This is a genomic window from Agrobacterium sp. 16-172Ci (assembly GCF_053522725.1).
The window spans coordinates 52,600-76,671 of the sequence record NZ_JBNWBW010000003.1 but is presented as its reverse complement, the minus strand read 5'-3'; the positions used below and the strand labels follow the sequence as shown (position 1 = coordinate 76,671).

Annotated in this window: 19 protein-coding genes; 11 read left to right on the top strand and 8 right to left on the bottom strand. The window is 61.2% G+C overall.

The features are described from left to right. Window positions 1-460 precede the first annotated feature (460 nt). The 4 genes from ACQZ40_RS05070 (at window position 461) to ACQZ40_RS05055 (ending at window position 6,272) form a co-directional block, all read left to right on the top strand. Window positions 461-1,720, top strand: coding sequence for an N-acetylmuramoyl-L-alanine amidase (locus ACQZ40_RS05070; protein ID WP_271045091.1), 1,260 nt, complete (start codon window positions 461-463; stop codon window positions 1,718-1,720). A gap of 328 nt (window positions 1,721-2,048) precedes the next feature. Beyond that, a complete protein-coding gene (locus ACQZ40_RS05065; protein WP_065653947.1) occupies window positions 2,049-4,496 on the top strand; it encodes a penicillin-binding protein 1A in 2,448 nt (815 codons plus the stop codon). 98 nt (window positions 4,497-4,594) lie between these two features. Next, a protein-coding gene (gene prfB / locus ACQZ40_RS05060) for a peptide chain release factor 2 (RefSeq protein WP_173999815.1) occupies window positions 4,595-5,726 on the top strand; the annotation gives its coding sequence in 2 pieces (ribosomal slippage) (window positions 4,595-4,663 and window positions 4,665-5,726; 1,131 coding nt in all). A 75-nt stretch (window positions 5,727-5,801) separates the two neighbouring features. Further along, the gene (locus ACQZ40_RS05055; RefSeq protein ID WP_174039091.1) at window positions 5,802-6,272 is read left to right on the top strand and encodes a cysteine hydrolase family protein; all 471 of its coding nucleotides are present in this window, start codon (window positions 5,802-5,804) and stop codon (window positions 6,270-6,272) included. A gap of 27 nt (window positions 6,273-6,299) precedes the next feature. Here the strand turns inward: ACQZ40_RS05055 and ACQZ40_RS05050 are convergent, their stop codons facing one another. Continuing rightward, on the bottom strand, window positions 6,300-6,800 hold the full coding sequence (locus ACQZ40_RS05050; protein WP_080857006.1) for a hypothetical protein: 501 nt from the start codon (window positions 6,798-6,800) through the stop codon (window positions 6,300-6,302). A 21-nt stretch (window positions 6,801-6,821) separates the two neighbouring features. Further along, complete coding sequence (locus tag ACQZ40_RS05045; protein ID WP_020810264.1) at window positions 6,822-7,595, bottom strand: NAD kinase; 774 nt, start codon at window positions 7,593-7,595, stop codon at window positions 6,822-6,824. 303 nt (window positions 7,596-7,898) lie between these two features. Between ACQZ40_RS05045 and ACQZ40_RS05040 the strand changes: the two genes are divergently transcribed. Then, the gene (locus ACQZ40_RS05040; RefSeq protein WP_065653944.1) at window positions 7,899-8,816 is read left to right on the top strand and encodes a PhzF family phenazine biosynthesis protein; all 918 of its coding nucleotides are present in this window, start codon (window positions 7,899-7,901) and stop codon (window positions 8,814-8,816) included. A gap of 113 nt (window positions 8,817-8,929) precedes the next feature. Here ACQZ40_RS05040 and ACQZ40_RS05035 read toward each other — a convergent pair whose 3' ends face one another. Next, a complete protein-coding gene (locus ACQZ40_RS05035) occupies window positions 8,930-15,277 on the bottom strand; it encodes an apolipoprotein A-IV repeat region-like domain-containing protein (protein ID WP_448747523.1) in 6,348 nt (2,115 codons plus the stop codon). 479 nt (window positions 15,278-15,756) lie between these two features. Here ACQZ40_RS05035 and ACQZ40_RS05030 point away from each other — a divergent pair, with 479 nt between their 5' ends. Both ACQZ40_RS05030 and ACQZ40_RS05025 read left to right on the top strand, forming a co-directional pair. Continuing rightward, window positions 15,757-16,125 (top strand): Hpt domain-containing protein, encoded by a 369-nt coding sequence (locus ACQZ40_RS05030; protein WP_020810827.1) that lies wholly within the window; start codon window positions 15,757-15,759, stop codon window positions 16,123-16,125. Between the two features lie 130 nt (window positions 16,126-16,255). Further along, window positions 16,256-16,576, top strand: a complete 321-nt coding sequence (locus tag ACQZ40_RS05025; RefSeq protein WP_003502527.1) for a 2Fe-2S iron-sulfur cluster-binding protein — start codon at window positions 16,256-16,258, stop codon at window positions 16,574-16,576. A gap of 303 nt (window positions 16,577-16,879) precedes the next feature. Here the strand turns inward: ACQZ40_RS05025 and ACQZ40_RS05020 are convergent, their stop codons facing one another. Further along, a complete protein-coding gene (locus ACQZ40_RS05020; RefSeq protein ID WP_448747522.1) occupies window positions 16,880-17,506 on the bottom strand; it encodes a DUF922 domain-containing Zn-dependent protease in 627 nt (208 codons plus the stop codon). A gap of 179 nt (window positions 17,507-17,685) precedes the next feature. Here ACQZ40_RS05020 and folP point away from each other — a divergent pair, with 179 nt between their 5' ends. The 3 genes from folP (at window position 17,686) to folK (ending at window position 19,435) form a co-directional block, all read left to right on the top strand. Beyond that, window positions 17,686-18,471 (top strand): dihydropteroate synthase, encoded by a 786-nt coding sequence (gene folP / locus ACQZ40_RS05015; protein WP_220318441.1) that lies wholly within the window; start codon window positions 17,686-17,688, stop codon window positions 18,469-18,471. A 78-nt stretch (window positions 18,472-18,549) separates the two neighbouring features. Then, window positions 18,550-18,915, top strand: a complete 366-nt coding sequence (folB, locus tag ACQZ40_RS05010) for a dihydroneopterin aldolase (RefSeq protein WP_003502532.1) — start codon at window positions 18,550-18,552, stop codon at window positions 18,913-18,915. 4 nt (window positions 18,916-18,919) lie between these two features. After that, window positions 18,920-19,435 carry a 2-amino-4-hydroxy-6-hydroxymethyldihydropteridine diphosphokinase gene (gene folK, locus ACQZ40_RS05005; RefSeq protein WP_448747601.1) on the top strand — a complete coding sequence of 172 codons (516 nt, stop codon included), beginning with the start codon at window positions 18,920-18,922 and terminating at the stop codon, window positions 19,433-19,435. Window positions 19,436-19,449: 14 nt separating this feature from the next. On the opposite strand, the gene ACQZ40_RS05000 is transcribed toward folK, so the two are convergent. From ACQZ40_RS05000 to ACQZ40_RS04985, 4 genes are all read right to left on the bottom strand, one after another. Next, a complete protein-coding gene (locus ACQZ40_RS05000; RefSeq protein WP_003521427.1) occupies window positions 19,450-20,010 on the bottom strand; it encodes a hypothetical protein in 561 nt (186 codons plus the stop codon). A gap of 129 nt (window positions 20,011-20,139) precedes the next feature. Next, window positions 20,140-21,219 (bottom strand): YcjF family protein, encoded by a 1,080-nt coding sequence (locus tag ACQZ40_RS04995; RefSeq protein ID WP_020810822.1) that lies wholly within the window; start codon window positions 21,217-21,219, stop codon window positions 20,140-20,142. Then, window positions 21,216-22,691: a YcjX family protein gene (locus tag ACQZ40_RS04990; protein ID WP_448747521.1), complete on the bottom strand. Its 1,476-nt coding sequence runs from the start codon at window positions 22,689-22,691 to the stop codon at window positions 21,216-21,218. Before ACQZ40_RS04990 ends, ACQZ40_RS04995 begins: the two co-directional genes overlap by 4 nt. 129 nt (window positions 22,692-22,820) lie before the next feature. Beyond that, window positions 22,821-23,297 carry a SixA phosphatase family protein gene (locus ACQZ40_RS04985; protein WP_059753198.1) on the bottom strand — a complete coding sequence of 159 codons (477 nt, stop codon included), beginning with the start codon at window positions 23,295-23,297 and terminating at the stop codon, window positions 22,821-22,823. A 302-nt stretch (window positions 23,298-23,599) separates the two neighbouring features. Here ACQZ40_RS04985 and dksA point away from each other — a divergent pair, with 302 nt between their 5' ends. Beyond that, a complete protein-coding gene (gene dksA / locus ACQZ40_RS04980) occupies window positions 23,600-24,019 on the top strand; it encodes an RNA polymerase-binding protein DksA (protein ID WP_003496274.1) in 420 nt (139 codons plus the stop codon). The last annotated feature ends 53 nt before the right edge of the window (window positions 24,020-24,072 follow it).

Here is a 24,072-nt window from a genome sequence, read left to right as displayed (position 1 = left end):
CTGCTGCGACATCATTGGCCAGGCGGAACGACAATAATATATAGACCCCTTGGGATCCGATGAATTTGCTCTCCTCAGAGCGGCGGTGGCAGCGCCACCGGGTAGGTCTCCGGCCACGGCCGGAATTGATCGAGTTTCAGGATAAATGTAACGACGGCAGATGATTGCCCGATTTGCAGCGCCAGCGTCTTTTTCGATTGGCAGCCGGCGGGCATCTATCCCGTCAACACTTTTAACCCTCATCCGTGTTGTATGTTTTCTCTGTCATAATAGCAATAGGCTGGCTAAATATGCCATATTATTGGTGGAATTTCCGGGTTAACAATTGGTTCACCAAGGCCTGCGATTGTGGGGCGCAAACGCGCAAACTATCGTACGGCGTGGTCGAAACGGCACTGTTGCCGGCGTTTTTCCTCGCCCTTTATCGAAAATGACTGAAATACGGAATTTCTTGAAGACCATGAATTTCACGCGCAACGCAGCGATATTCGGTGGGAGAGGGCGGCTTGGCGCGCGAATCGCGCGGCTTGCGGCGGCTCTGGCATTTTCCGTCGTCGCCTCTATTTCCGCCGCGCCGGCAGCCCATGCCGTGGAGCCGCTCGTCGTTCATCAGGCGCGGATCATCGGCGATGAGGCGCGCACGCGCATCGTTCTCGACTTCGCCGAAGAGCCGGAATTCGACGTTCACTATCTCGATTCGCCCGCCCGCATCGTTGTGGACTTTCCGGCGGTGAATTTCAGCTTTCCCGCATCCGACCTGAAGCCGACCGGTCTTTTTTCGGATATCCGTTTCGGCAGCATGGGGCAGAACAGCGCCCGCATCGTGCTGACGGCGAAAAAGCCGGTTCAGGTGGCGGTTGCCGAAACCAAAAAGACCGATAACGGCCAATCTTTCCATTTCGTGCTCGATACGGAAATCACCACCAAGGGCAAGTTCGCGGAACTGGTGAAGGATCAGCAGTGGCAGGCGCCAGCCCCGGTGACGACTGCCGCGATCACGCCGGATGACAAGACGTCGCGGCCAGCGGAATTCGTCATCGCTGTCGATGCCGGCCATGGCGGCATCGATGCGGGCGCCACCGGCGGCACCACCGGCACCGAGGAAAAGGTCATTACGCTGACTTTCGCCAAGGAACTTGCCGAGCGGCTGAACCGCGAGCCAGGCATCAAGGCTTTCCTGACGCGCGATTCCGATACCTTTCTCGCCTTGTCGGAACGGGTGACCATCGCGCGGCAGAACAATGCCAACCTCTTTATTTCCCTTCATGCGGATACGTTGAAGCAAAAGGGCATCCGGGGCGCGACCGTCTATACATTGTCGGACCGGGCATCGGACCGGCAGGCGCAGGAACTGGCGGAGCGCGAAAACAAGTCTGACCAGATCGCGGGCGTCGCTGCTTCCAGCGAGCCGCCGGAAGTGGCCGATATTCTTCTTGATTTCACCCGCCGTGAAACGCAGGCCTTTTCGGTGACGCTGGCTGAAAACATCGTCTCCTCCTTCGAGGGGCAGGTGGGGCTCATCAACAATCCGCACCGTTACGCCGGTTTCATGGTGCTGCGCGCCCACGATGTGCCGTCGGTGCTGCTGGAACTCGGTTTCCTCTCCAATCCGGAAGACGAAAAGCTGCTTCTCGATGGGGAATGGCGCAAGAAGGTGGCCGATACGCTGGCAACCGCCGTTGGGCGATACCGCGCCAAGGCCATGGCAAATGGCGGCTGAGAGGGCAGCCGGCGGAGCGGCAATGCTGTTGCCGCCCTGCAATTGACCGCCGAAAAGCTGTTCAATTCTTGGGTCTTGCGGACGATTACGAAGGCGAAGCCCTATTTTACTCACATTCGCCGCGTTACTCGGAAAGCGGATTCGGTGGCGATCCGCAAAGCGTCCGCAGCGCGATTGCGGGCCTACCGCCCGGTAACATATCAGCGAATGCTGCCGTATCCGGCTTGTCATCGAAGGTATGGTGTGCAAAACGGCACGCGATATGCAAGGATGCGCCCGTAAATCGTCGGGCGTTGATGGTTACGATTCGAATTATCGGTAGCTTGGTATGATCAGACTGATTGGATATTTTTTCGGCTTGGCCAGCGTGCTCTTCCTGTGCGCCGCCGCCGCCGGTGCGATTTATTTGCACGGCGTGACGAAGGACCTGCCGGATTACGCAGTTTTGAGCACCTATGAGCCGCCGGTGACGACCCGCGTGCATGCCGGCAACGGCGCGCTGATGGCGGAATATGCGCATGAAAAACGCCTGTTCCTGCCGATCCAGGCCATTCCCGACCGGGTGAAGGCTGCTTTCCTTTCGGCGGAAGACAAGAATTTCTACAACCATCCGGGTGTGGATGTCTTCGGCCTCGGCCGCGCGATTCTCGTCAATATCCAGAATTTTGGCTCCGGCCGCCGTCCGGTCGGCGCCTCCACCATCACCCAGCAGGTGGCGAAGAACTTTCTGCTCACCAACGACCAGACCATCGACCGCAAGCTCAAGGAAGCCATTCTGTCCTTCCGCATCGAGCAGACCTACTCCAAGGACAAGATTCTCGAGCTTTATCTCAACGAGATTTTCTTCGGCCTGAATTCCTACGGCATTGCCGGCGCGGCGCTCACCTATTTCAACAAATCGGTGACGGAACTGACGATTGCGGAAACCGCCTATCTCGCATCGCTACCGAAGGGTCCGGCCAACTACCATCCCATCCGCCGCGAAAAGGCGGCTCTTGAGCGTCGCGACTGGGTGATCGACCGCATGGCCGAAAATGGCTACATCACGGTCGCCGACGCCACGGACGCCAAAAAGCAGCCGCTTGGCGTCAATCTGCGTCGCGGTGGCGCGCATATCTTCGCGTCTGACTACTTCGCGGAGGAAGTCCGCCGCCAGATCGTCGAGAAATACGGCGAGGAAGCGCTTCTCGAAGGCGGGCTCTCGGTCCGCACCTCTTTCGATCCGCAGATCCAGATGGAAGCCCGCAAGGCGCTTCAGGACGGTCTGGTGCAATATGATGAGCGTCGCGGTTTCCGCGGACCCGTCGAAAAGATCGAGACTGCGGGGGACTGGACGGCGGCGCTCGCCAAGGTCAAGGGCCTGCGCGACGTTCCGGAATGGAAAGTCGCTGTGGTCCTCGCTGTCGCTGCCGATGGCGTCGACATCGGCGTGCAGCCGGACACGGAAACGGAAGATGGCGACAAGCGCACGCGCGGCCACATCTCCGCTGAAAACATGCGCTGGGCTTTCCGCGATGCGACCGGCAAGAAGGCGACCGCCAAGTCTCCGGTTGGCGTCCTCTCCGCCGGTGACGTGGTTTATGCGCAGCCGCTTTCCAATTCCGGTAACGAGTATCGCCTGCGCCAGCCGCCGAAAGTGCAGGGCGGCATGGTGGTGATGGACCCGCATACCGGCCGTGTTCTGGCCATGGTCGGCGGTTTCTCCTATGCGCAGTCGGAATTCAACCGCTCGACACAGGCGATGCGCCAGCCGGGCTCCTCCTTCAAGCCGTTCATCTACGCGGCGGCACTCGATAATGGCTATACGCCGGCGTCGGTCATTCTCGATGCGCCGATCGAGGTCGTTTCCGGCAATCAGGTCTGGAAGCCGCAGAATTACGGCGGCGGTTCCGCCGGCCCGTCGACCCTGCGTCTCGGTATCGAGAAATCCCGTAACCTCATGACGGTGCGTCTGGCGCAGGATATGGGCATGAATCTGGTTGCGGAATATGCCGAACGCTTCGGTATCTACGACAAGATGCCGCCGCTTCTGTCCATGTCGCTGGGTTCCGGTGAAACGACGGTGATGCGCATGGTCTCGGCCTATTCGGTCATCGCCAATGGCGGCAAGCAGATCAAGCCGACACTGATCGACCGTATTCAGGACCGCTACGGCAAGACGATCTTCCGGCATGAGGAGCGCGCCTGCGAAGGCTGCAACGCGACAAGCTGGCAGAACCAGGATGAGCCTGTCATCGTCGACAATCGCGAACAGGTTCTCGACCCGATGACCGCCTATCAGACGACCTCGATGCTGGAAGGCGTCGTGCAGCGCGGCACGGCGGCGGGCAAGATCAAGGTCGATCTGCCGGTTGCCGGCAAGACGGGCACGACCAACGATGAAAAGGATGCCTGGTTCGTCGGTTACACGCCGGACATGGTCGCCGGCCTCTATATCGGTTTCGATTCGCCGGCCCCTCTCGGCCGTGGCGGCACGGGCGGCTCGCTGTCGGCGCCGATATTCGGTGAGTTCATCTCCGATGCGGCCAAGCACATGGAGCCAAGCAAGTTCATCGTACCTGCCGGCATGAATTTCGTCGCCGTCAACCGCAAGACCGGCATGGCGGCGGTCGAGGGCGAGCCCGACACCATCATGGAAGCCTTCAAGCCCGGCACGGGTCCTGCTTCCACCTTCTCTGTCATCGGCGATGACGGATACATGTCGCAGGAAGACATTCTGAAGACGTCGCCGCAGGCGCAGCAGGCCATCACCGGCGGTGGCGGCGGTCTTTATTGATATCACTCCTGACGTTTGGCGGGGGCGCGGGTCTTTACATCCGCGCCCCCCGCATTTATTTGAGCAACGAGTTTCAATGAAGGTGAAGAACCAGCGAAATGCGCAATGAAATCGTGAACGTAGTCGACGAAATCAAGCAGGCCATAAGCCTGCTGAGGAGGCATCTTTGACTGGGACCAGGCGATAAGACGACTGGACTGGTTGAATAACAAGGCAGAGGACCCGACCCTCTGGAACGATGCCACTGAAGCCCAGAAGCTGATGCGCGAACGCCAGCAGCTGGACGACAGCATCAATGGCGTCAAGGCGCTGGAGCAGCAGCTCAAGGACAATATCGAGCTGATCGAACTCGGCGAGATGGAAGGCGATGACGAGATCGTCAAGGACGCCGAAGACGCATTGAAGGCGTTGAAGAGCGAGGCGAACCGCCGTCAGGTGGAAGCCATGCTTTCAGGCGAAGCCGATACCAACGATACCTATCTCGAAGTGCATTCGGGTGCCGGCGGCACCGAAAGCCAGGACTGGGCGAACATGCTTCTGCGCATGTATACCCGCTGGGCCGACCGCGAAGGTTTCAAGGTCGAGGTGCTCGAAGTTCACGACGGCGAAGAAGCCGGCATCAAGTCCGCGACGATCCTCGTCAAGGGCCACAATGCCTTCGGCTGGCTGAAGACGGAATCGGGCGTGCATCGCCTCGTTCGTATTTCGCCTTATGACAGCAATGCGCGTCGCCACACATCTTTCTCTTCCGTCTGGGTTTACCCCGTCGTCGACGATTCGATCCAGATCGACATCAACGAGAGCGATTGTCGCATCGATACCTATCGTTCGTCCGGCGCAGGCGGCCAGCACGTCAACACCACCGACTCGGCCGTGCGTATCACGCATATTCCGACCGGTATTGCCGTTGCCTGCCAGCAGGAGCGTTCCCAGCACAAGAACCGCGCCAAGGCGTGGGACATGCTGCGCGCCCGCCTCTACGAGGTGGAGCTGCAGAAGCGGGAAGAGGCGGCCAATGCGCAGGCTGCATCCAAGACCGATATCGGCTGGGGCCACCAGATCCGTTCCTACGTTCTGCAGCCCTATCAGCTGGTCAAGGACCTGCGCACCGGCGTGGAAAGCACCGCACCCAGCAACGTGCTGGACGGCGATCTGAACGAGTTCATGGAAGCGGCCCTCGCGCATCGCATCAGCGGCGGCGCGGATGTGGAAGTCGCGGATATCGACTGACGCGCCAAGTGCGTCGATTGAAAAAGATTACCCCTCGCAAACCCATTGCGAGGGGTTTTTCGTTGGAGGACAAGCATGAAACAGGCGCTCTATATCGTTGACGTCCAGCCAAGCTTCAATCCGCCGGCTGCGCTGGTGGCGGAAATATCCGCTCTCGCCCTGACAATGCCCAGCATCGCCAGTGTCGAGCGCCATGATGAAAGCGTAACACCCTTTGAGGGGCAACTCGGCTGGAAACCGGGCAGGGACGACGAGTCGCTTGTTGCGGCAGATCGCATATTCGTCAAACACGGTTATGCGCCACCCCGGGAGGTCATCGACCATCTTCTGTCGCTGAAACTCGACAGGGTGCTGGTCTGCGGCATTCAGGCCGATACCTGCGTGCTGGCCGCCGGTTTTGCCCTCTTCGATGCGGGGCTGCATCCCACGCTGTTGCCGTGGCTTACGGTGGGCTCCAGTCTCGACCGCAGCGGTGAACTCGGTGCGAGATTGTGGAAACATCATTTCGGTGCGGTTCTTGTCGGGCCGGAGGCGCTGCAAGCGTAACCTTGCCCGAGCCGCGCATCTGGCCGATCAGTTGGACGCTTTCTCGATCTTCATCTCGCCCAGCTCATCGATCAGGATCGTCCAGCTTTCCGCTTCCTTGGCTATCGGGTCCGTCTTCAGGTAGACGGTCACGAACAGGCCGGGCGAGGCGGGTGCGCCATTCGAGCTTTCGGGGCGAATATCCGTGACATAGGACTTCATCTGGCTGAATTCTTCCAGCTCGATATTTTCCAGGAGATTCGGCCCATCGGCGGTAAAGACGATTCGCTGCAGGTAGATTTTCGCCGTGCCGTCGCCCTGGCGGATGGCGATGACCTTGTAATAGCCGCGCGTGGGCGAGGCAGGCGGCGGCCGCAACTGCCCGTCGGGGCCTTTCACCGGCTCAAGATTGCGATCTTCCCACATGCCGCTGCTGACGACGAAGATTGCCGAAACCGGCAGCGTGTCAATCGCTTCCGTCTGCGCCCGCGCGGGAAGCACGGCGGCGGCGAAAAGAAAGGCAGCGAGGATAGGTCTTGTCAGTTGCATGGCCATTGTCGATTGTGGGCGTCAATTGTTGAACTGTTCCGCGAGAACCCGGTCCGACCATGAACGATCCGGATCCGAGAGAATTCTGGCCGTCCTGTCCTGCGATTGTGCGATCCGAACGTGACGAACGGATTTCACCTCGGTGTGGTCGGCCACCGCATTCACCGGGCGCTTGTCGCGTTCGAGAACATGAATATCGACCGTTACCTTATTCGGCAAAAGCGCGCCGCGCCAGCGTCGCGGCCGGAAAGCGCTGACCGGGGTGAGCGCAAGCAGCGGCGATTCCAGCGGCAGGATGGGTCCATGGGCGGAGAAATTGTAGGCTGTCGACCCTGCCGGGGTTGCCACCATCATGCCGTCGCAGATCAATTCTTCCAGCCGCACCTTGCCGTCCACCTCCACACGAAGCTTGGCGGCCTGATGCGACTGGCGAAACAGGCTGACCTCGTTCATGGCAAGTGCCGTGAATTCGTCGCCGTCGGAATCCGTCGTCGTCATGCGCAGGGGATGGAAATCGTTGCCGCTCGCCACCGCGATGCGCTCCAGCAGGCCGTCCACCCGGTAGTCATTCATCAGGAAGCCGACGGACCCCCGGTTCATGCCATAGACCCGCTTGCCGGAATTCATCGTCTCGTTGAGAATCTGCAGCATGAAGCCGTCGCCGCCGAGCGCGACGATCACCTCCGCCTCTTCGAACGGTGTATCGCCGTAAATGCCTTTCAGCTCTTTCAGCGCCGTCTGCGCCTCCTCGGTTGCCGAGGCGACGAAGGACAGTGAATAGGTAGAATGCGACATCCGCTTCCCTCGACAACGCGCAGACCGGAAACCGTCCACGCAAGGCGCTGTAACCCGTTGAAGCGGCTCGAAATCTTTAAACCTCGACAGGGAGGTCGATAACAAGCCGCCAGACGCACCCTTGGTACATGAAGACGACGGCTGGCGACAAGGCCTTTCGAAGACGCAGGCGTTCCCTGATGGCGGACCGCACCGCTCCGGTCCACAGCTTCTTGATTTGCACCCGCCGACAAGGGTTGCGATGCGGAACGGCCTGATGCAGTTTGCCAAAGCAGTCGGAATGACGAGTGGCAGGAGACGGATGTGGCGCTGAACTACGATATCTACGATGTCTTTACCGAGACGAAAATGGCGGGAAACCCGCTGGCCGTCATGTATGACGCCGATGATCTTCCCCAGGCCACGATGCAGGCGATCGCGCGGGAGATGAATCTCTCCGAGACGGTTTTCGTCAACAGGTCCAGCAATCCGGCCCATGCGGCTTCGCTGCGCATCTTCACGCCATCGGGTGAACTGCCCTTCGCAGGCCATCCGACAGTTGGCGCGGCGGTCGCCATCGCCGAGCGAAATCGCGGCGAGGGCGATGACGATATCGATATGGTCTGCGTGCTGGAAGAGCAGGTGGGTCCGGTGCGTTGCGCGGTGAAGATGCGTGCCGGCGCGGTCAGCTTCGCGGAATTCGACCTGCCGCGCAAATCGTCCCGCGTGGAATTACCGCTCGATCACACCGCGCTTGCCGATGCATTGGGCGTCAGCGAGGCGCATCTTGGCTTTGAAAACCATGTGCCGTCGATCTGGACGGCCGGGGTACCGTTCCTCATCGTACCGTTGCACAATATCGCCGCCATCAGGGACATGGATTTCGATGCCAATCTGTGGCTGCGCACCGCCCCTCTGGTCGAAGGACGCCTGACGGCGGCCTATATCTACTGTCGCGGCGGCGTCAATCACGCTGCGAAGTTCCACGCCCGCATGTTCTCTCCAGATATGGGCATTTCAGAAGACCCCGCCACCGGCTCCGCCGCGGCCGCCCTTTCCGGCGCCATCCACCATTTCGATGGCCTGACCGATGGCCATTATCCTCTGCTGATCGAGCAGGGCGTGGAGATGGAACGACCGTCCCATATCCACCTGCGTATGGACGTCAAGGACGGCGAAATCGCCCGCGCCCGCATCGGCGGCCACGCGGTGCGCGTTGCTTCGGGCACGTTCGAGATTTGATTTCAGCGTCACCCGCTCAGTTCGCTGTCTTCGAGGAGCGATGAAACAGCGAGCAGAGCCAAAAGAAAAACCCCGGTCTTGACCGGGGTTTTGTCATTTCAGCGTCACTCGGCTCAGTTGAACCGGCCCGCCGCATGGGCAAGCATCGTATAGACCTTGCCGGTATCGGAGGTGAGGTAGGACTGTGTCACGGTCCGGTCGCGGTCGGTGCGGGCCACGTCGGCAAGCAGCTTCTCAAAATCGGTGATGTAGCGGTCCACGGCGGTGCGGAATTCCGCTTCCCGCTCATATTTGCGCTTGATTTCGTCGAAGGTGGTCTGACCCTTCAGCGTATAGAGGCGACGGGTGAAGACGTCGCGCTCGCCGCGCTGGTAGCGCCGCCACAACTCCACGGAGGCGTCGTGATCGATGGCGCGGGCGATGTCGACCGAAAGCGAGTTCAGCGATTCCACCATGTGGCGCGGATTGCGGGTGTCGGCCGCACGGGTCGGCTGCTGTTCCGCGCCGGCGCGTGGTGCGGATGCCGCTGGCGTTTCCTGCGATGCGCCGCGCAGCAAATCGCTGATCCAGCCGCCGCCTTCTTCGCGGCGTCCGGCCGGAGCACCCGGCTGAGCCGGGGCAGGCGCCTGACGGTTCTCGACCTGACGGTTCTCAAGCGGCAGGGTACCGCGCAATGCGGCCGGTGCGGGAGCAGGCTGCGGCTGGGCCGGGCGCTGCTGCTGAACCGGAGCTGCCGGCTGCGGACGTGTCTCGACACGGCGCTCGGCCGCCGGCTGGGTTGCGGCGATGGCGCGGGCAACCGGTTCGGAGACTTCCATTTGGTGGGTCGAACGACCAACGAGCTGGGAAATATCCTGCAGGGCCTTGATCTGTTCGGAAACGGCGCGACGCATGGCGGCAGCGCTTTCCTTGGCTTCTTCCGGCAGGTCGAAGGCGCCGCGCTTCAGTTCCGCACGGGTCGCATCCAGTTCGCGGCGGATATCGTGGCTCGAGCGGCGGATCTCGTCCGTCGCACCGGCAAAGCGGCTCACGGCCTCCTCGACGGCCTGACGCAGCGTCTCCTTGAGGCTGGCTGCGGCGGCATTCGATTTTTCCGAGGCGCTGCCGAGAAGATTGTCCACTTCCGAAAGCGAGGATTCGACACCGCCACGCAGGCGGTTGACCAGCTCGTCGGAATATTTCTGCGCGTCGGACAACGTGCTTTCAATGGAGCGGCTGGCATCCTGACCGGCCGACAGCAGGGCGCCCCGCATGGTCTGTGCTGCCGAGCGGGCGCGCTGTTCGGTCTCATCAAGCGAACGGCCGATATCGGAGAAGGAGGCCTGCAGATTGTCGCGCAGATTGCCGGCGACGTTCTGCGAGCGCTCCTCGGCCTCGTTGAGCGTGGTTTCCACCACGCCGATGACGTTGCGCATGGCGCTTTCGATTTCCTCGGAACGCTTGACGAGGCCGACCGACAGGCTGCGCAGCGCGTCCTGGCGCTCTTCCAGAGTGCCGACGAGGCTCGACTGTGCGGCATTGAGGAGCTCGGAAGCCTGGCTCAGCACCTTCGAATGTTCCTCGAAACGGCCGACGATGCCGGCAACCTGCGCCAGCGTCTGGCCGGAAATATTCGACAGGCGGTCGATCTTTCCTTCGAGCAGACGGCTGGAGCTGGACACCATGTCGGCGGCCTGCGAGGCGGATTCGGAGAAGCGCGTCGCCGAGGCGTTCAATGCCTCGTCTGCCGCGCCGAAGCCCTGTGCGGCGCGCTCGACAGCGGAGTTGAAGTTGGTTGCCGACTGTTCGACGATCTCCGCCATGCTGTTATGGGTCTGCGACAGCATATCCGTGCTCTGGCGGGTGGCGGCCACCAGCTTGTTGGCTGCATCGCTGCCGGCGCGGGCATATTTGTCGATGCCCTGTTCGACGGCGTCCGCCATGGCCGTATGCGTTTCGGACAGCATGTCGGTGCTCTGGCGGGTGGCGGCGACGAGCTTGCTTGCCGCATCCGTTCCGGCAGCGGCATAATCGCTGATCGCCTGTTCCACCATGCCGACCATGCCGCTGTTGCTCTGCGAGAGAAGGTCTGCGCTCTGCTGGGCTGCGGAAACGATCTTTTCGGCGGCTTCGCGGCCGATGGTGGCGTATTCGTCGACGACAGGCTTGGCTTTCTCCTCGATCAGGCGCGAAAGCTCGGCGGAGCGGCTGGCCAGCATCGAGTTGAGTTCGCGGGTGCGGCTGTCCAGCGCCGAGCGGATGGATTCGCCGCGGGCGTCGAGGGCGGATTCGACACTGGTGAGCGTCTCGGAAATGACGCCGACCTGAGAGCGAACGACGGCTTCAGCCTCGGCAACCTTGTTGACGATGATGTTGCCGGCCTCGGAGAAGGTCTGGGCGACGGCGGCGGCCTGACCGGAGAGACGGGTCTGCGCATCCGAAATGCGGTTGACGATCTCGCCGGAGCGTTCCTCGATGGCCTTGGTGAAGGCCTCGTTCTGCGCCTGCACCTGTTCTGCGAATTCCGAACCGGACTTGGCGAGAAGGGAGGTGGAGCGCACGGCTTCTTCGCCGATGCTCTGGGTGGCGGAGGTGACCGCGCCGCGCAGGCTGACGGCGAGATCGCTCGCCTTGCCTTCAATGGTGCGGTTGACGTTTTCAAGACCGATGGTCAACGCCCGGTCCATGGTGCCGAGGCGTTCATCGATACGGGCCGTGCCGGTATCGAAGGTTTCTGCCAGACGGTTGGTCCGGTTTTCGAACGTGTCTGCGACACGCGTGGTCTGTTCGTCCAGAATGCCCGTGATACGCTCGGCCGCCTCGTCGCTGGCGCGGGCGAACACGGCCGTCTTGTCTTCCAGCGCTTCGGCAAAGCGGCGGCCGGCGTCCTCGATCGAGGTGTTCACATTGGCCAGATCGCCGCCGACGCGTGCCTGCAACGTATCGAGCGAGGTCTCGATACGGGCGCCGGTCTCGTCGAGACGGGTGGTGACATTGCCGATGGAGGTCTCGATTTTCGAGGACAGGGCATCCGTCGCACCGCCGATTTCGCGGGCAGCTTCGCCGATCTTGACGGCGATGTCGCCGGCGCTGTTGCGCAGGCGCTCTTCCAGCGTCTGCGCACTGCCGTCGATCGCCTTCTGCAGCGCTTCCTGCTGGGTTTCGAGCGACAGTTCGAGCATGCTGGCGCTGGAGGCGACCGTGGTGCCGATCATCATCGCCTGTTCGGAGAGCATGTCGCCCATCTGGGTCGTGGCGGAGCTGAGCGTCGCGGCAAGATCCGCCTGGCGCTGATCGAGCGCGGTGCGAATATCCTCATGCGATTGCGACAGATTGCTTTCGAGGCGGGACACACCTTCTTCCACCGTCTGGGCAAAACGGGTGCTGCCGTCTTCAACGACGCTTTCGATGCGGTTGGCCGCACCCGAGACGCTCTGCTCGATCAGGCCGCTATTGCGCTCCAGCGATCCGGCAATGCGTTCAGCCTGCGAACCGAGCATGGTTTCGAGCCGCTCATGGCCGCTGGCAAGCGCGTTTTCAAGCGTGAATGCGGTGGCTTCAAGACGCTGGCCGACGCCGGCCGCCGCAAGCGAAAGCGACGATGCTCTGGCATCCATAGCCTCGGCAATACGGTCCTCGACGCCGGAAATCGCCATGTCGAGCGCCATGGTGCGGCTGTCGAGCGCGTCTGCGATGCGCTCCTCCGCACCGGAGACGATGCCCGAGAGTGCCGCAGTACGGCTGTCAAGCGCGCCGGCAATGCGGTCTTCGACACCGGAAACGGCATTCTGCAGCGCTGTGGTGCGACCGTCGAGAATATCGGCGATCTTTTCCTCGACACTGGAGAAGCTCATATCGAGCGCCATGGTGCGGCTGTCGAGCACATCGGTGATCCGCTCTTCCGCGCCGGAAACGACGGTCTTCAGCGACTCGGTTCGGCTGTCGAGCGCCCCGGCAATACGGGTCTCGGCGCCGGCAACCAGCTCGCCAAGGGCTGCGGTGCGGGTGTCGAGCGCTTCGGCGATTTTTTCTTCCGCGCCGGAGAATGCCATGTCGAGCGCCATGGTACGGCTGTCGAGCGCATCGGCGATGCGTTCTTCGGCACCGGAGACCACGGCGTTGAGGGCTGCGGTGCGGCCATCCAGCGTTTCCGCGATGCGGGTTTCAGCACCGGCGACCACGTCTCCGAAGGTGGCCGTGCGGCTGTCGAGCGCGCCGGCAATCTTTTCCTCAGCACTTGCGACAATGCCGGTGAGGGCAGAGGTGCGGTTGTCGAGCGTCTCGGAAAGTCTTTCCTCGACATTGGCAAAGGTCATGTCGAGCGACAGCGTGCGGCTGTCCATCGTGTCGGCGATGCGTTCCTCGACGCCGGAAATGGCGCTGGAAAGCGCGGCCGTGCGGCCGTCAAGAGTATCGGCAATACGGCTCTCCGCGCCGGAGACGACGTCGTGCAGGGCGGCCGTGCGGCTTTCCAGCGTGTCGGAAATGCGGTCCTCGATGCCGGAAACCGCGCCGGTGATGGCCGCTGCCCGGGTTTCGAGCGTTTCGGCAAGACGGCGCTCGACATCGGCGACGACGCTGTTGATCGCGGCGGCGCGTTCGTCGAGCATGGCTGCGAGACGTTCGGCCGTGCCGGAGACGGAGCCGGTAATCGCCATCGAACGGCTGGCGAGCGCTTCGTCGAAACGGTTCTGGCTGGCCGAAAGCGCGCCGAACAGGGCATTGCTGCGTTCGGCCAGCACGGCGTCGATCCTCTCGTGCGAACTGGTGAAGGCATCGGTGATTTCGGCGGTACGCTGGCCGATTGCGTCGCTGAAGGCCTGTGTCCGGCTTTCAAGGGCGCTTTCCAGCATTTCCTGACCCGTGCCAAGCGCGGTTGCGAGCGCCAGCGATTGATCGGTCATGGTGGTGCCGATGCGTTCCAGACCGGCGCTCAGCATGGTGTCGAGCGCTTCGGAGCCGCCGGCAACGGTTTCGTTGATGCGGGCGAGGCTTTCCATCAGCTTGCTGTCAAGGCTGCCGGCGCGCTGGTCGAAGGCGCTGGCGAACTGCGCGACATGCTCGTCGAAGGCAGAGTTGACCTGGCCGACCGTCGCCTGCATCCGCTCTTCGTAGAGGCCGGAGCGAAGGTCGAGATCCATGATCGCATCGTCCGCCGTGCTCTGCAGGCTCTGGCGGAAGGAGAGACCCTTTTCCTCAAGCGTCGTGGACAGCTTGTCGAGAACGGTATCCAGCGAACCGCCGATGATCTGCTGGCCGCGGTCGATATTGCGGTTGAGTTCGAGCGTGCGCGTGGACAGCGTCTCGTTGAGCTGGCGGGTGCGCTCTTCAAGCGCGCTGTTGAGGCTTTCCGCACCGCTATCCAGCGTCGAGGCATGGATTGCGAAACGCTCGAGCAGGACTTCACCGCGCTCATCCAGCGTCGAGGTGAGGTTGTGCAGGCGCATGTCGAATTCGTTGGACAGCGTCGCGCCGGAGGAATTCAGCGCCTGAAGCAGGTTTTCGGTCTTGGCGGCGATCAGGCTGCCCATCGCTTCGGTCGAGGCGCGCGATTTTTCCAAAAGCGCGGCCGAGCGGGTGTCGATCATCGAGGCGAAAGCCTCGCCGGTGGTGGCGATCCGCATCGAAAGCTCTTCACCGACGATGGAAAGCTCTTCCTTGATCTGTTCCTGCGCGCCGACGATGGAGGAGCGGATACGCTCGGCGTGATTGACGATGGCGTCTCGCTCGGCGGTCAGTTCCTGCACGAGGCTGCGCACGCGCAGTTCGTTGTCGGCATAGCTGCGTTCAAGCGCGTTGACTTCGGAATGCACGAGGGTTTCGAGTTCCGTCGCGCGGGCGATTGTGCGCTCGATACCGTCATTCATGGCCGAGACTTCACGGCGAACCGCCTGGCCCACGGACATGATGCGGTCGGACGCGACCGTTTCCGGCTCGGCAAGGCGAAGGGCGACTTCGGCCATGGAGCGGGCGGCGTTGCGCAGATCGCGGGCGCGCGCCATCATGATCGCAAAGGCGAAGAACAGCATGATGGGAACGAGGATGCCGACGACGATCGCCATCAGGCCGGGGATCGCGGTGAGATCGGCGACCGATCCGATGTTCCACAGCGCGTTGCCATAAAGAAGATGTGCGATGCCAAGACCGCCGAGCGCCCAGATGACCGACATGATCGTGGCGTTGCGCAGCGCGCCGCCGATGGAGCCGCCTTCCAGCGATTTCAGGATCATGGCCGGGCTGCGCTTGGAGCCGTCATTGGCCGCTTCGAGATTGGGCGATCTGGGCGTCTGTTCGGCAGGCGCGCGGGCGGCCTCGGGAGCAGGGGTCTGTCTGCTTGCTTCCTTCAATCTGGCCTCCGGCTGCTTCGGCGCTGCAGTTTTCCGCGTCTCCGGCTTTTCTTCGAAAGCACCAAGCTGCAGGGCATCTTCCAACGCCTGAAATGCAGTCTCGTCGACAGAGTCGCTGATCTTGTTATTCGCCATGCGGTTACGCCTCGTTACACATACGCCCGGCTTCATGCCGTTGACCACTTGCGTTCCGCAAGCGGACTGCCGCCATCATGCCAGCGGAACATTATCCCTTGAAGAGAGAACAATTCCGCCATTTACCAAATCCCGAATTGCTGGTGGTCCAGCTTTCGGGCGAAATTACATCACTGTGCCGCAATAACAAAGCTTGAGCTTAAGCCTCGTGGGAACGGCAGTACCGTAGTGACACATTTAGGTGTTCGAAACAATTAATGCGGATTTGCGGCGGTGGCGAAGTGTCGGCTTTTTAACAGTTTTTAAACCTGAGTTTCACGCTGAACGCCTTGTTTCGCATAAGTTTAACATAAATTAACCATAGCAGAAGATTTTCGCCTGCGTCACGCCGTAATTTAAGCCGATAGCAGCGGCCCGGATGCGTGAATACGACACAGATGTGACACGAAACAGGAAACGGCGAGACAGGAATTTCAGCCATGGCAGCGGTCAGTATTGCTTTCGAAGCTCCCGACAATTGCGGCGGTGCGCCCGCCGCCGGTAAAAAACCGATCGATTTCGATCATCTCGCCCGGCAGACGATGGGCGACAAGGATCTGGAGATCGAAGTGCTGCAACTCTTCAGCCGCAACGCCCGCGCCGCTCTGCATGAAATGGCAGGCGCCGACGACAAGGCTGTCATGGCGACGGCCCATCGTTTGAAGGGGTCTGCGCAGGCCGTCGGCGCCTCGGCCGTCTCCGCGGCCGCAGCCGTGGTGGAGGATAAGGGCAATGACAGCGCGGCGATCGCAAAACTCGCGGCGACCATCGTCGAGGCCGAAAATTTCATCCTCAAGCTCTGCCGCTGAGGCGCAACATATCAAATTTGGCATTTTGCAAGGCCGGTTGCGTCTGTGCGCCCTTGAAGCGGGTTGCCAAGGCGGACCGGCCTTTCTATGTGTTTAGAACAGTTCTTAGATCACATTTTGGATTTCCGGCATGACAAAACTGACCATCGTTGCCTTTGATGGCACGCCCCATGAACTCGACGTGAGCAATGGCTCCACCGTCATGGAGAATGCGGTGCGCAACTCCATTCCCGGCATCGATGCGGAATGCGGCGGCGCCTGTGCCTGTGCGACCTGTCATGTCTATGTCGACGACGCCTGGGCCGAGCGCGTCGGCGGCCCGGAACCGATGGAAGAAGATATGCTGGACTTCGCCTTTGACGTGCGCCCCACCTCGCGCCTTTCCTGTCAGATCAAGATGAACGACGAGCTCGATGGTCTCGTCGTTCATGTTCCCGAACGTCAGGGCTGACATCTTTCGTCATTGCTAAACGCAGAAAAAGCCCCGCTCACCTGGTAGCGGGGAGCGGGGCGAGGCGGGTACGCAGCATGCAGGCGAGGGAGGAAACACCTGCGAGCCCTCAAGTGCGCACCGGGAGAACCGGAGACGGCTGGAGCCCTCAAGCCGCTTGGCCGAATGGTCCGATACCGTACGAAGAACGTACAATGAGTCTTGGCGACGGCACCATCACGAGAATTCACGGGTGATATCGGACATGACGTAACGTCATGTCCGCGCTTGATGTTAAGGGAATGAGATGGGGTATAAGACCGCTCAGCGGCGGTTCTGGCCCTGCTCGAGCCGGTTTTTCAAAAGCCGTGTCATGCGGGCATCGAAATTTTTCGATTCCACCACATCGAAGCGCATCTGGTCCTTGTCATGCTCGTCCATCACCGTCTGGGTGATCTTGCCGACCATTTCCTGCAGCGTCTCGCAGCCTTTCTGCGGGCGAAGCGACGTCAGCTGTCTTTCAAGCGAGCGGGCGTGGGTGCGTGCGATTTCCGCGTGGCGCTCCTCGTGGCGCTTGATATCGGCAAGCAGCGTATCCCAGATGAAGGCCAGTTCCGCCGTGGTGCGGCGGCGGTTTTTCCATTGCGGCAGGAGAATGCGGGTATTCAGCACCACTTTGGCCGTTCCGACGCTGCAAAGGCCGTTTTTCTCGACATAGGTGAGCTCGCCGCCGAATTTGATTTCGGTGGCGCCTGGATGGCGCGCACCGGTATTGCGCGTCAGCGGGCCGTGCCTGGAAAGCTGCTGGTCAAGGTCAGCGGCGGTTTTGCCGCTGATCGAAAAATAGGAATAGGTCTTGCGGACGATGGTTTCGGAAAAAGCCGATCCGGGTAGGGAAAGTGCCACCGCGGCCGCTAAAGCGGCGCAAAGAGCACGTGATGATTTGGTCATGACCCGGCCTTCCGGTTGAACTTGAAAAAGGTTTGCTGCATAGGCGGAGCGGAACTTATAAGAATTGGCATAACACTCCGTTATTCCCGAAAGGCGCGTGTTACGTGATAACAGCCGGCAGCAACGCGTGGCAAGCGGCCCATGGCCGCTCCCTGAAACTTGATGGGCGTGGCCGTATTATGGCCATCGTCAATGCAACGCCCGATTCCTTTTCCGATGGCGGCCGTTATCTCGCCGTCGATGCGGCTTTTTCCCATGCGCTGACCTGTGTGGAAGAGGGCGCTGACATCATCGATATCGGCGGCGAATCCACCCGGCCGGGAGCGGCCGCGGTGACGGAAGCCGAAGAACAGGACCGGGTGCTTCCCGTCATCGAAAAATTGCGCCGCGAGACGGATGTGCTGATTTCCGTCGATACCTATCGCGCCTCGACAGCGCGGCTGGCGGTCGGGGCAGGCGCACATATCGTCAATGATGTCTTCGGCCTGCAGAAGGACGCGGAAATGGCCGGTGTGGTCGCCGCCACCCGCGCCGGCGTATGCATCATGCATACCGGCCGCGACCGGCAGAAGCTTGCCGATGTCATCGCCGACCAGTTCGTATTCCTCAATCGCTCGCTTGAGATCGCCGAGGATGCGGGTATTGCCCGTGACGCCGTCGTGCTCGATCCCGGTTTCGGTTTCGCCAAGGACGAGAGCGAAAATGTCGCGCTGATGGCGCGTTTCGGCGAACTTGCCGCCTTCGGCCTGCCGGTTCTGGCCGGTACGTCGCGCAAGCGTTTCATCGGGTCGCTGACGGGCCGGGATGCGGCCCTTGAACGGGATATCGGAACGGCTGCGACAACCGCGATACTGCGGCTTGCCGGCGCTTCGATTTTTCGCGTGCACAATGTCGCCGCGACCCGCGATGCGCTGGCAATCGCCGATGCGGTTCTTGCCAAAACGTCGGCAAAGGCCGATGCGTAAGTCAACGAGTGCCCGAATGCCGTGTCCGGAATGTGGCGCGGCTTTCTGGCGAAACAGTCCTGCCATGGAGGCGATGCGATGAGCCGCTATACCATCATCCTGAAAAACTGTTCTTTTTTCGCCCGTCATGGCCTTCTCGAGCAGGAGGAGGTGCTAGGCCAGCGCTTTTTCGTCGATGCCGAGATGGAAGTCGAGGCGGGTGATGCGCTGGAAACCGACGATATCGAAAACACCGTTGATTATGGCGTGGCTTTCGCCGTCATCGAAAAAATCGTCGTCGGCCAACGCCGTTATCTCATCGAGGCGCTGGCGAACGACATCGCCAAGGCGCTTCGCGCCCGTTATCCGCAGATCGTCTGGCTCAGGATAACGGTACGCAAACCCTCGGCGCCGGTTCCCGGCATTCTCGATTATGCGCAGGTGAGCGTTGAACATCGTGCCTGACAAGATGACCGTCGCCGCCTTGGGGCTCGGCGGCAATATCGGCGATCCTGCCGCCGCCATGGCGAGGGCTCTCCGCGAACTCGATGCGCGTGACGATTGCCGCCTTCTGGCCGTGTCCGACCTTTACCGCACGCCGCCCTGGGGTAAGACGGATCAGGCGGATTTTTTCAATTGCTGTGCTGTGGTCGAAACCTCGCTTTCAGCGCCTGCGCTGCTGCAATTATGCCTCGACATTGAAAAGGGCATGAAGCGGGTGCGCACGGAGCGCTGGGGGCCGCGCACCATCGATATCGATGTGCTGACCTATGGGAATGAATCTCTCGTAACGGAAAGCATCGAGGTGCCGCATCCGCGCATGACGGAGCGCGCTTTCGTGCTGATACCGCTTGCCGATATCGCGCCCGACCTTGAGGTAAAAGGCAAGCCCGTGCGGGAATGGCTTCAGCAGGCGGACAAGACGGGCATTGTCAGCGCAAACGAAAAACGGGAGTGGTGGACGCTCCCGCTTGGCGATGGCTGAGAAGAGTATGGCTTTTACGGCTTGATCGAACCGACGGCGAGCTGGTCGATATCGCGCGCCAGCGTCACGCCGATGACCGGGATCATCTGGTCGGCGACCTTGACCGAAATGGTAATGTTCATCGAATTGTCGTTCGAGACGCGCGCGACCATTGCACCGTTGAGCTTGGCGCGGTTGATGCCGACGACGACCTTGTCGCCGCTGACCTGTCCGGAGGTGATGTCCAGTCCCTTGCCTTCAGCACCGTCGAGGAATTTGCCCTCGTAAGAGTTGCCCTTCTGGCTGATGACGGCGGACATGGGCTGGCTGAAGACGCCGACGCGGCAGGTGCCGCCGAGCTTGATGCCGGTCTGCTTGTCGTCGAGCGGCTCGCCCGTCAGATCGCAGGTGAACTTCGTGCCCTTGTATTTGCCGGCGACGATTTCGCCCGGGCCTTTCCACACACCGGCCACGGAGCGGAAGAACACGTCGTCGCGATCACGTGATGCGGCATGGACGTCAGACATGCCGAAACCGCCGCTGACGGACAATATGGCGGCAAGTCCGCCCACAAGCGAAAAGAAGCGCGAATACATGATACTTTCCCCGGCGAAGATGCCTGTTCGATAGGCTGCAATCTACCGGCGGAATGGTTAATGCTTGGTTTATTTCGCCCTCATTTGCGGCTTCGTTCGTAACCTTTTGAACCGCCCAAGCCCGGGCAATCAGGCTTTTTCACCGGTTTTTCCACCGCTTAAATCGGGTGTGAGATCGGACATGAAATCGCCGATCCCCGGCCGCTTCACCGCCCGGAACGGCAGCGGACGGCACAGATCCATCGCGGCAATGCCGATTCGGGCCGTCATCAGGCCGTTGATGACGCCTTCGCCGAGTCGTGCCGAGAGTTTCGAGGCAAGACCGTGGCCGAGAACCTGTTGGGCGAGCCCGTCGCCAACGGCGATCGAGCCCGTGACGGCAAGATGGGCGACGACATCGCGCAGCAGCTTCAGCATGCCGAGTGTGCCGGGACGGCCGCCATAAAGCTCCGCCATGGCGCGCACCAGCCGCGTCACTTCAAACAACACATAAGCGAGATCGACCACCGCGCGCGGGCTGACGGCGGTGACGACAGAGACTCGCTTGGACGAATTGAGAATGAGGGCGCGGGCCTGCCTGTCGAGCGGAACGAGCAACTCACGTTCGGCAAGCTCGATCAGATGCGGGCCGTCGATCACATCGTTTTCCGTTTCCTTCAGCGCCGCACGCCCCTTGGCCGTTTCGGCCCGGTGGGAGAGAACGGCATTCAGGCGGGTGACGATGGCGCGCGCGGGTTTCGGGCTCTTGTCGAGGCTCGCCGTCTCGGCATCAGCCTTCAAGGATTGCACGGCGTTAAGCCGCATGATGCCGAAGACTTCCCGGCCGACGAGAACGAGAACGGCGAAAAGCGCCACAATAAGAGCGGTAGTGGCCGTGTAACCCAGCCAGTCGGAACGGGAGAACAGGTTGCGGATGAGCTGATCCGCCCAGAGCCCAAAGGCGAGCGAGAACAGGACGCCAAGCGCGCCGAGCGCAAGCTTGCCGAAGGAGAAGCGGCTTTTCTTCGGAGACGCCACCGGCAGCGCGGCGGCATCGATCTCTTCAGGCGCCAGAAACGGATCGTCCTCGTCGGGCGTCAGCGAAATCTCGGCGTCGAAGCTGCGCGGCGCGCGTTTCTGTGCGGCGGACGGTCGTGCCGTCTCTTCGGTTTCAAGCGTGAAAGCGGCCGGACGGCGCGCCTGCGGATCGTTTTGTGTGGGAAGCTTCATGCGAGCTTGTCTCCGAACAGGAACTGCATGGCGCGGTCGAGCCTGATATGGGGAACGGAAAGGCGGATGCCGCCGCCCGGCTCGTCTATATTCGGCGGGCGGAAGCGCACGACATTGACGTCCGGCAGCGACGCCTTGTCGCCATCCCTGTCGATGCTGCGGAAAAGCGGTTCCGGATCCTCGGGCAGATCGCCGGGAAAGATCGCCGTCTTGCGATTGCCGTCGAAGGTCTCGCCATTGATGGTTTCACCGGCCATGGGCGTGCCGACGATAACGGGCAGCTCGTGGCCATCCTGTCGCACGCTCGCCTCTCTGGTGGCGCGCACGGAAGCGAGCGCCATGACCTCGATGCCGGCGCCATTCATGCCGATGGTGGTGATGGCGCGGTCCACCAGACGGCGGGTCAGGCGCTCCAGCCGGTCGTGGCTTTCGTGGTGCAGGTGATCGGCTTTGGTGGCGGCGATCAGCACCTTGTCGATACGCCGGCCGATCAGCGACGACAGCAGACTGTTGGTGCCGGGGCGGAAACAGGCAAGCACGTCGCCCAGCGCCCGCTCCAAATCCTGCACGGCTTCAGGGCCGCGATTGACCGCCTGCAACGTGTCGATCAGAACGATCTGCCGGTCAAGGCGGGCGAAATGCTCGCGGAAGAAGGGTTTGACCACAATCGACTTGTAGGCGTCATAGCGCCGTTCCATCATGGCGCGCAGCGAGCCTTTCGGCGCTTTCTCGTCCGTCAGGCCGGGAAGCGGTGCGAAGGTCAGCGCGGGCGATCCTTCCAGATCGCCGGGCATCAGAAAGCGGCCGGGCGGCAGGGTGGAAAGCGATCTTTCATCGGATTTACAGGCCTTCAGATAGGCTGCGAAACTTTCGGCCAGACGTCGAGCCGTCATCTCCTCGGCCGGTGCGTTGATGTCGAGCGAAGAGGCGATCGCCAGCCATTCCTGCGCCAGTTCGGCGCGGATGCCGCTTCCGGCAAGGGCGACGGTCGCGTCGCTGAACTGTTTATAGTCCTGCGACAGAAGCGGCAGGTCGAGCAGCCATTCGCCGGGATAATCGACAATATCGATGGAGAGCTTGCCGGCCGAAAACCATCGGCCCCAGCCGCTGGCGCTCTGATAATCCAGCGTTATCCTGAGTTCCGAGATCGCCCGTGTCGAATCCGGCCACAGCCGGTCGCGCACCAGCGCCTGAATATGATCCTCATATTGAAAACGCGGAATGGCGTCATCCGGCTGCGGCTCCAGCCGCACATTCGAGACACGTCCGGACCGCATCGCCTCGAACAGCGGCAGCCGGCCGCCGTTCAGGAGATTGTGGACGAGGGAAGAGATGAAAACCGTCTTGCCCGCCCGCGAAAGGCCGGTGACGCCAAGCCGCAATGTCGGGTGGGTGAGGTTGCTCGCACGGTCGGCCAGATTATCGAATGCGATAAGCGCGCTGTCTGTCAGGGACGTAAGAGAAGGCGGCAATGGCAGTTTCCTGGCTGTGTTTAACGGTCACGGCTGCAATATAGGAAGGTATGGCTGCCCAAAAAAGAAGCGCTCCAGCGGATTTTCAGCAGGGCGGCTTTGCAAAATTCGTAGGAAGGGCCGCAGCGATTATTTGCCCGGCGCGAGAAAATCGACCAGCCGCCAGCTGTTTTTACCGTTTGCGGCGCTGTCATCATGGTCGAGAACCGCAAGGCCCGATGTCGGAAAACCCGAGGGCAGGGCGGCATGCAGCAAATCTTCGCCGATCATCGCTTCCAGCGTCGCCTCCATGGTGGGGTTGTGGCCCACCAGCATCACCGATTGCGCCTGCGCCTGCGCGGCGATGAGGGAGAGGTAGGTTTCGCTGCGCGCATTATACATTTCATCGACGTAGAAGATGTCTATGCCTTCGTTGAACGCCCGCTGCCAGGCCTGCGTGGTCTGCCGGCAACGCGCAGCCGTGGATGACAGAAGCAGATCGGGGCGGTAATGCCGGTCGGCGGCAAGGTCGGCGATGACCTCCGCCTCGGCAAAACCCGCTTCGTTCAATCCCCGGTCGAAATCCCGTTCTCCCGGCGCCGCCCAGGCAGCCTTGGCGTGGCGCAGAAGATAAACTCGGCTCGGGGAAGATGCTGTCAAGGGCGGGGACCGGCGTTCGAATGTCAGGGCATGGGTTGAATGCTACAGGATAGGGTTGCAGGACCGCAAGTCCTCTTTCCTGTTGGTAAGTCGCGTTGAAGTGATTGAAGAAGAGTTCGCTTCAATACGAATAAAGGATAAAAATTAGTCATTTAGATGATTTTTGTGTCAGTTTTAAAAATGCCTGAAAACTGATCTGCAGACTTGAATCGGCCACTATCATTGGAGTATACACCGCCGCATTGAGATGTTCTTCGAGGAGAATCGCGTTGAGTGAGAAGATCGATCTTAGCAAATATGTGCTCTCGGAAGACGATGAGTTCATGAATGCCAGCCAGCGGGCTTACTTCCGCGCGAAGCTGGTCGCCTGGAAAAATGACATCCTGAGAGAAGCGCGCGAGACCCTCGGACATCTCGCCGAAGAAAGCGCTAACCACCCCGATCTCGCCGATCGGGCTTCTTCCGAAACGGACCGGGCGATCGAACTTCGCGCCCGCGACCGTCAGCGCAAGCTGATTTCCAAGATCGATGCGGCTCTTCAGCGGATCGAAGACGGTACTTACGGTTACTGTGAGGAAACGGGCGAGCCTATCGGCCTCAAGCGTCTGGACGCCCGCCCGATTGCAACGCTCTCCATCGAGGCGCAGGAGCGTCACGAGCGTCGCGAAAAAGTCTATCGCGACGAATAAGGCGCTGCGGCCGGCAGGTCGGCAAATCGCATGACAAATAATAAGGGCACGGA

Coding starts and splice junctions, on each gene's coding strand:
- ACQZ40_RS05070 (WP_271045091.1), top strand. CDS start 461: ATGAATTTCACGCGCAACGCAGCGATATTCGGTGGGAGAGGGCGGCTT.
- ACQZ40_RS05065 (WP_065653947.1), top strand. CDS start 2,049: ATGATCAGACTGATTGGATATTTTTTCGGCTTGGCCAGCGTGCTCTTC.
- ACQZ40_RS05055 (WP_174039091.1), top strand. CDS start 5,802: ATGAAACAGGCGCTCTATATCGTTGACGTCCAGCCAAGCTTCAATCCG.
- ACQZ40_RS05050 (WP_080857006.1), bottom strand. CDS start 6,800: ATGCAACTGACAAGACCTATCCTCGCTGCCTTTCTTTTCGCCGCCGCC.
- ACQZ40_RS05045 (WP_020810264.1), bottom strand. CDS start 7,595: ATGTCGCATTCTACCTATTCACTGTCCTTCGTCGCCTCGGCAACCGAG.
- ACQZ40_RS05035 (WP_448747523.1), bottom strand. CDS start 15,277: ATGGCGAATAACAAGATCAGCGACTCTGTCGACGAGACTGCATTTCAG.
- ACQZ40_RS05030 (WP_020810827.1), top strand. CDS start 15,757: ATGGCAGCGGTCAGTATTGCTTTCGAAGCTCCCGACAATTGCGGCGGT.
- ACQZ40_RS05025 (WP_003502527.1), top strand. CDS start 16,256: ATGACAAAACTGACCATCGTTGCCTTTGATGGCACGCCCCATGAACTC.
- ACQZ40_RS05020 (WP_448747522.1), bottom strand. CDS start 17,506: ATGACCAAATCATCACGTGCTCTTTGCGCCGCTTTAGCGGCCGCGGTG.
- folP (WP_220318441.1), top strand. CDS start 17,686: ATGGCCATCGTCAATGCAACGCCCGATTCCTTTTCCGATGGCGGCCGT.
- folB (WP_003502532.1), top strand. CDS start 18,550: ATGAGCCGCTATACCATCATCCTGAAAAACTGTTCTTTTTTCGCCCGT.
- folK (WP_448747601.1), top strand. CDS start 18,920: ATGACCGTCGCCGCCTTGGGGCTCGGCGGCAATATCGGCGATCCTGCC.
- ACQZ40_RS05000 (WP_003521427.1), bottom strand. CDS start 20,010: ATGTATTCGCGCTTCTTTTCGCTTGTGGGCGGACTTGCCGCCATATTG.
- ACQZ40_RS04995 (WP_020810822.1), bottom strand. CDS start 21,219: ATGAAGCTTCCCACACAAAACGATCCGCAGGCGCGCCGTCCGGCCGCT.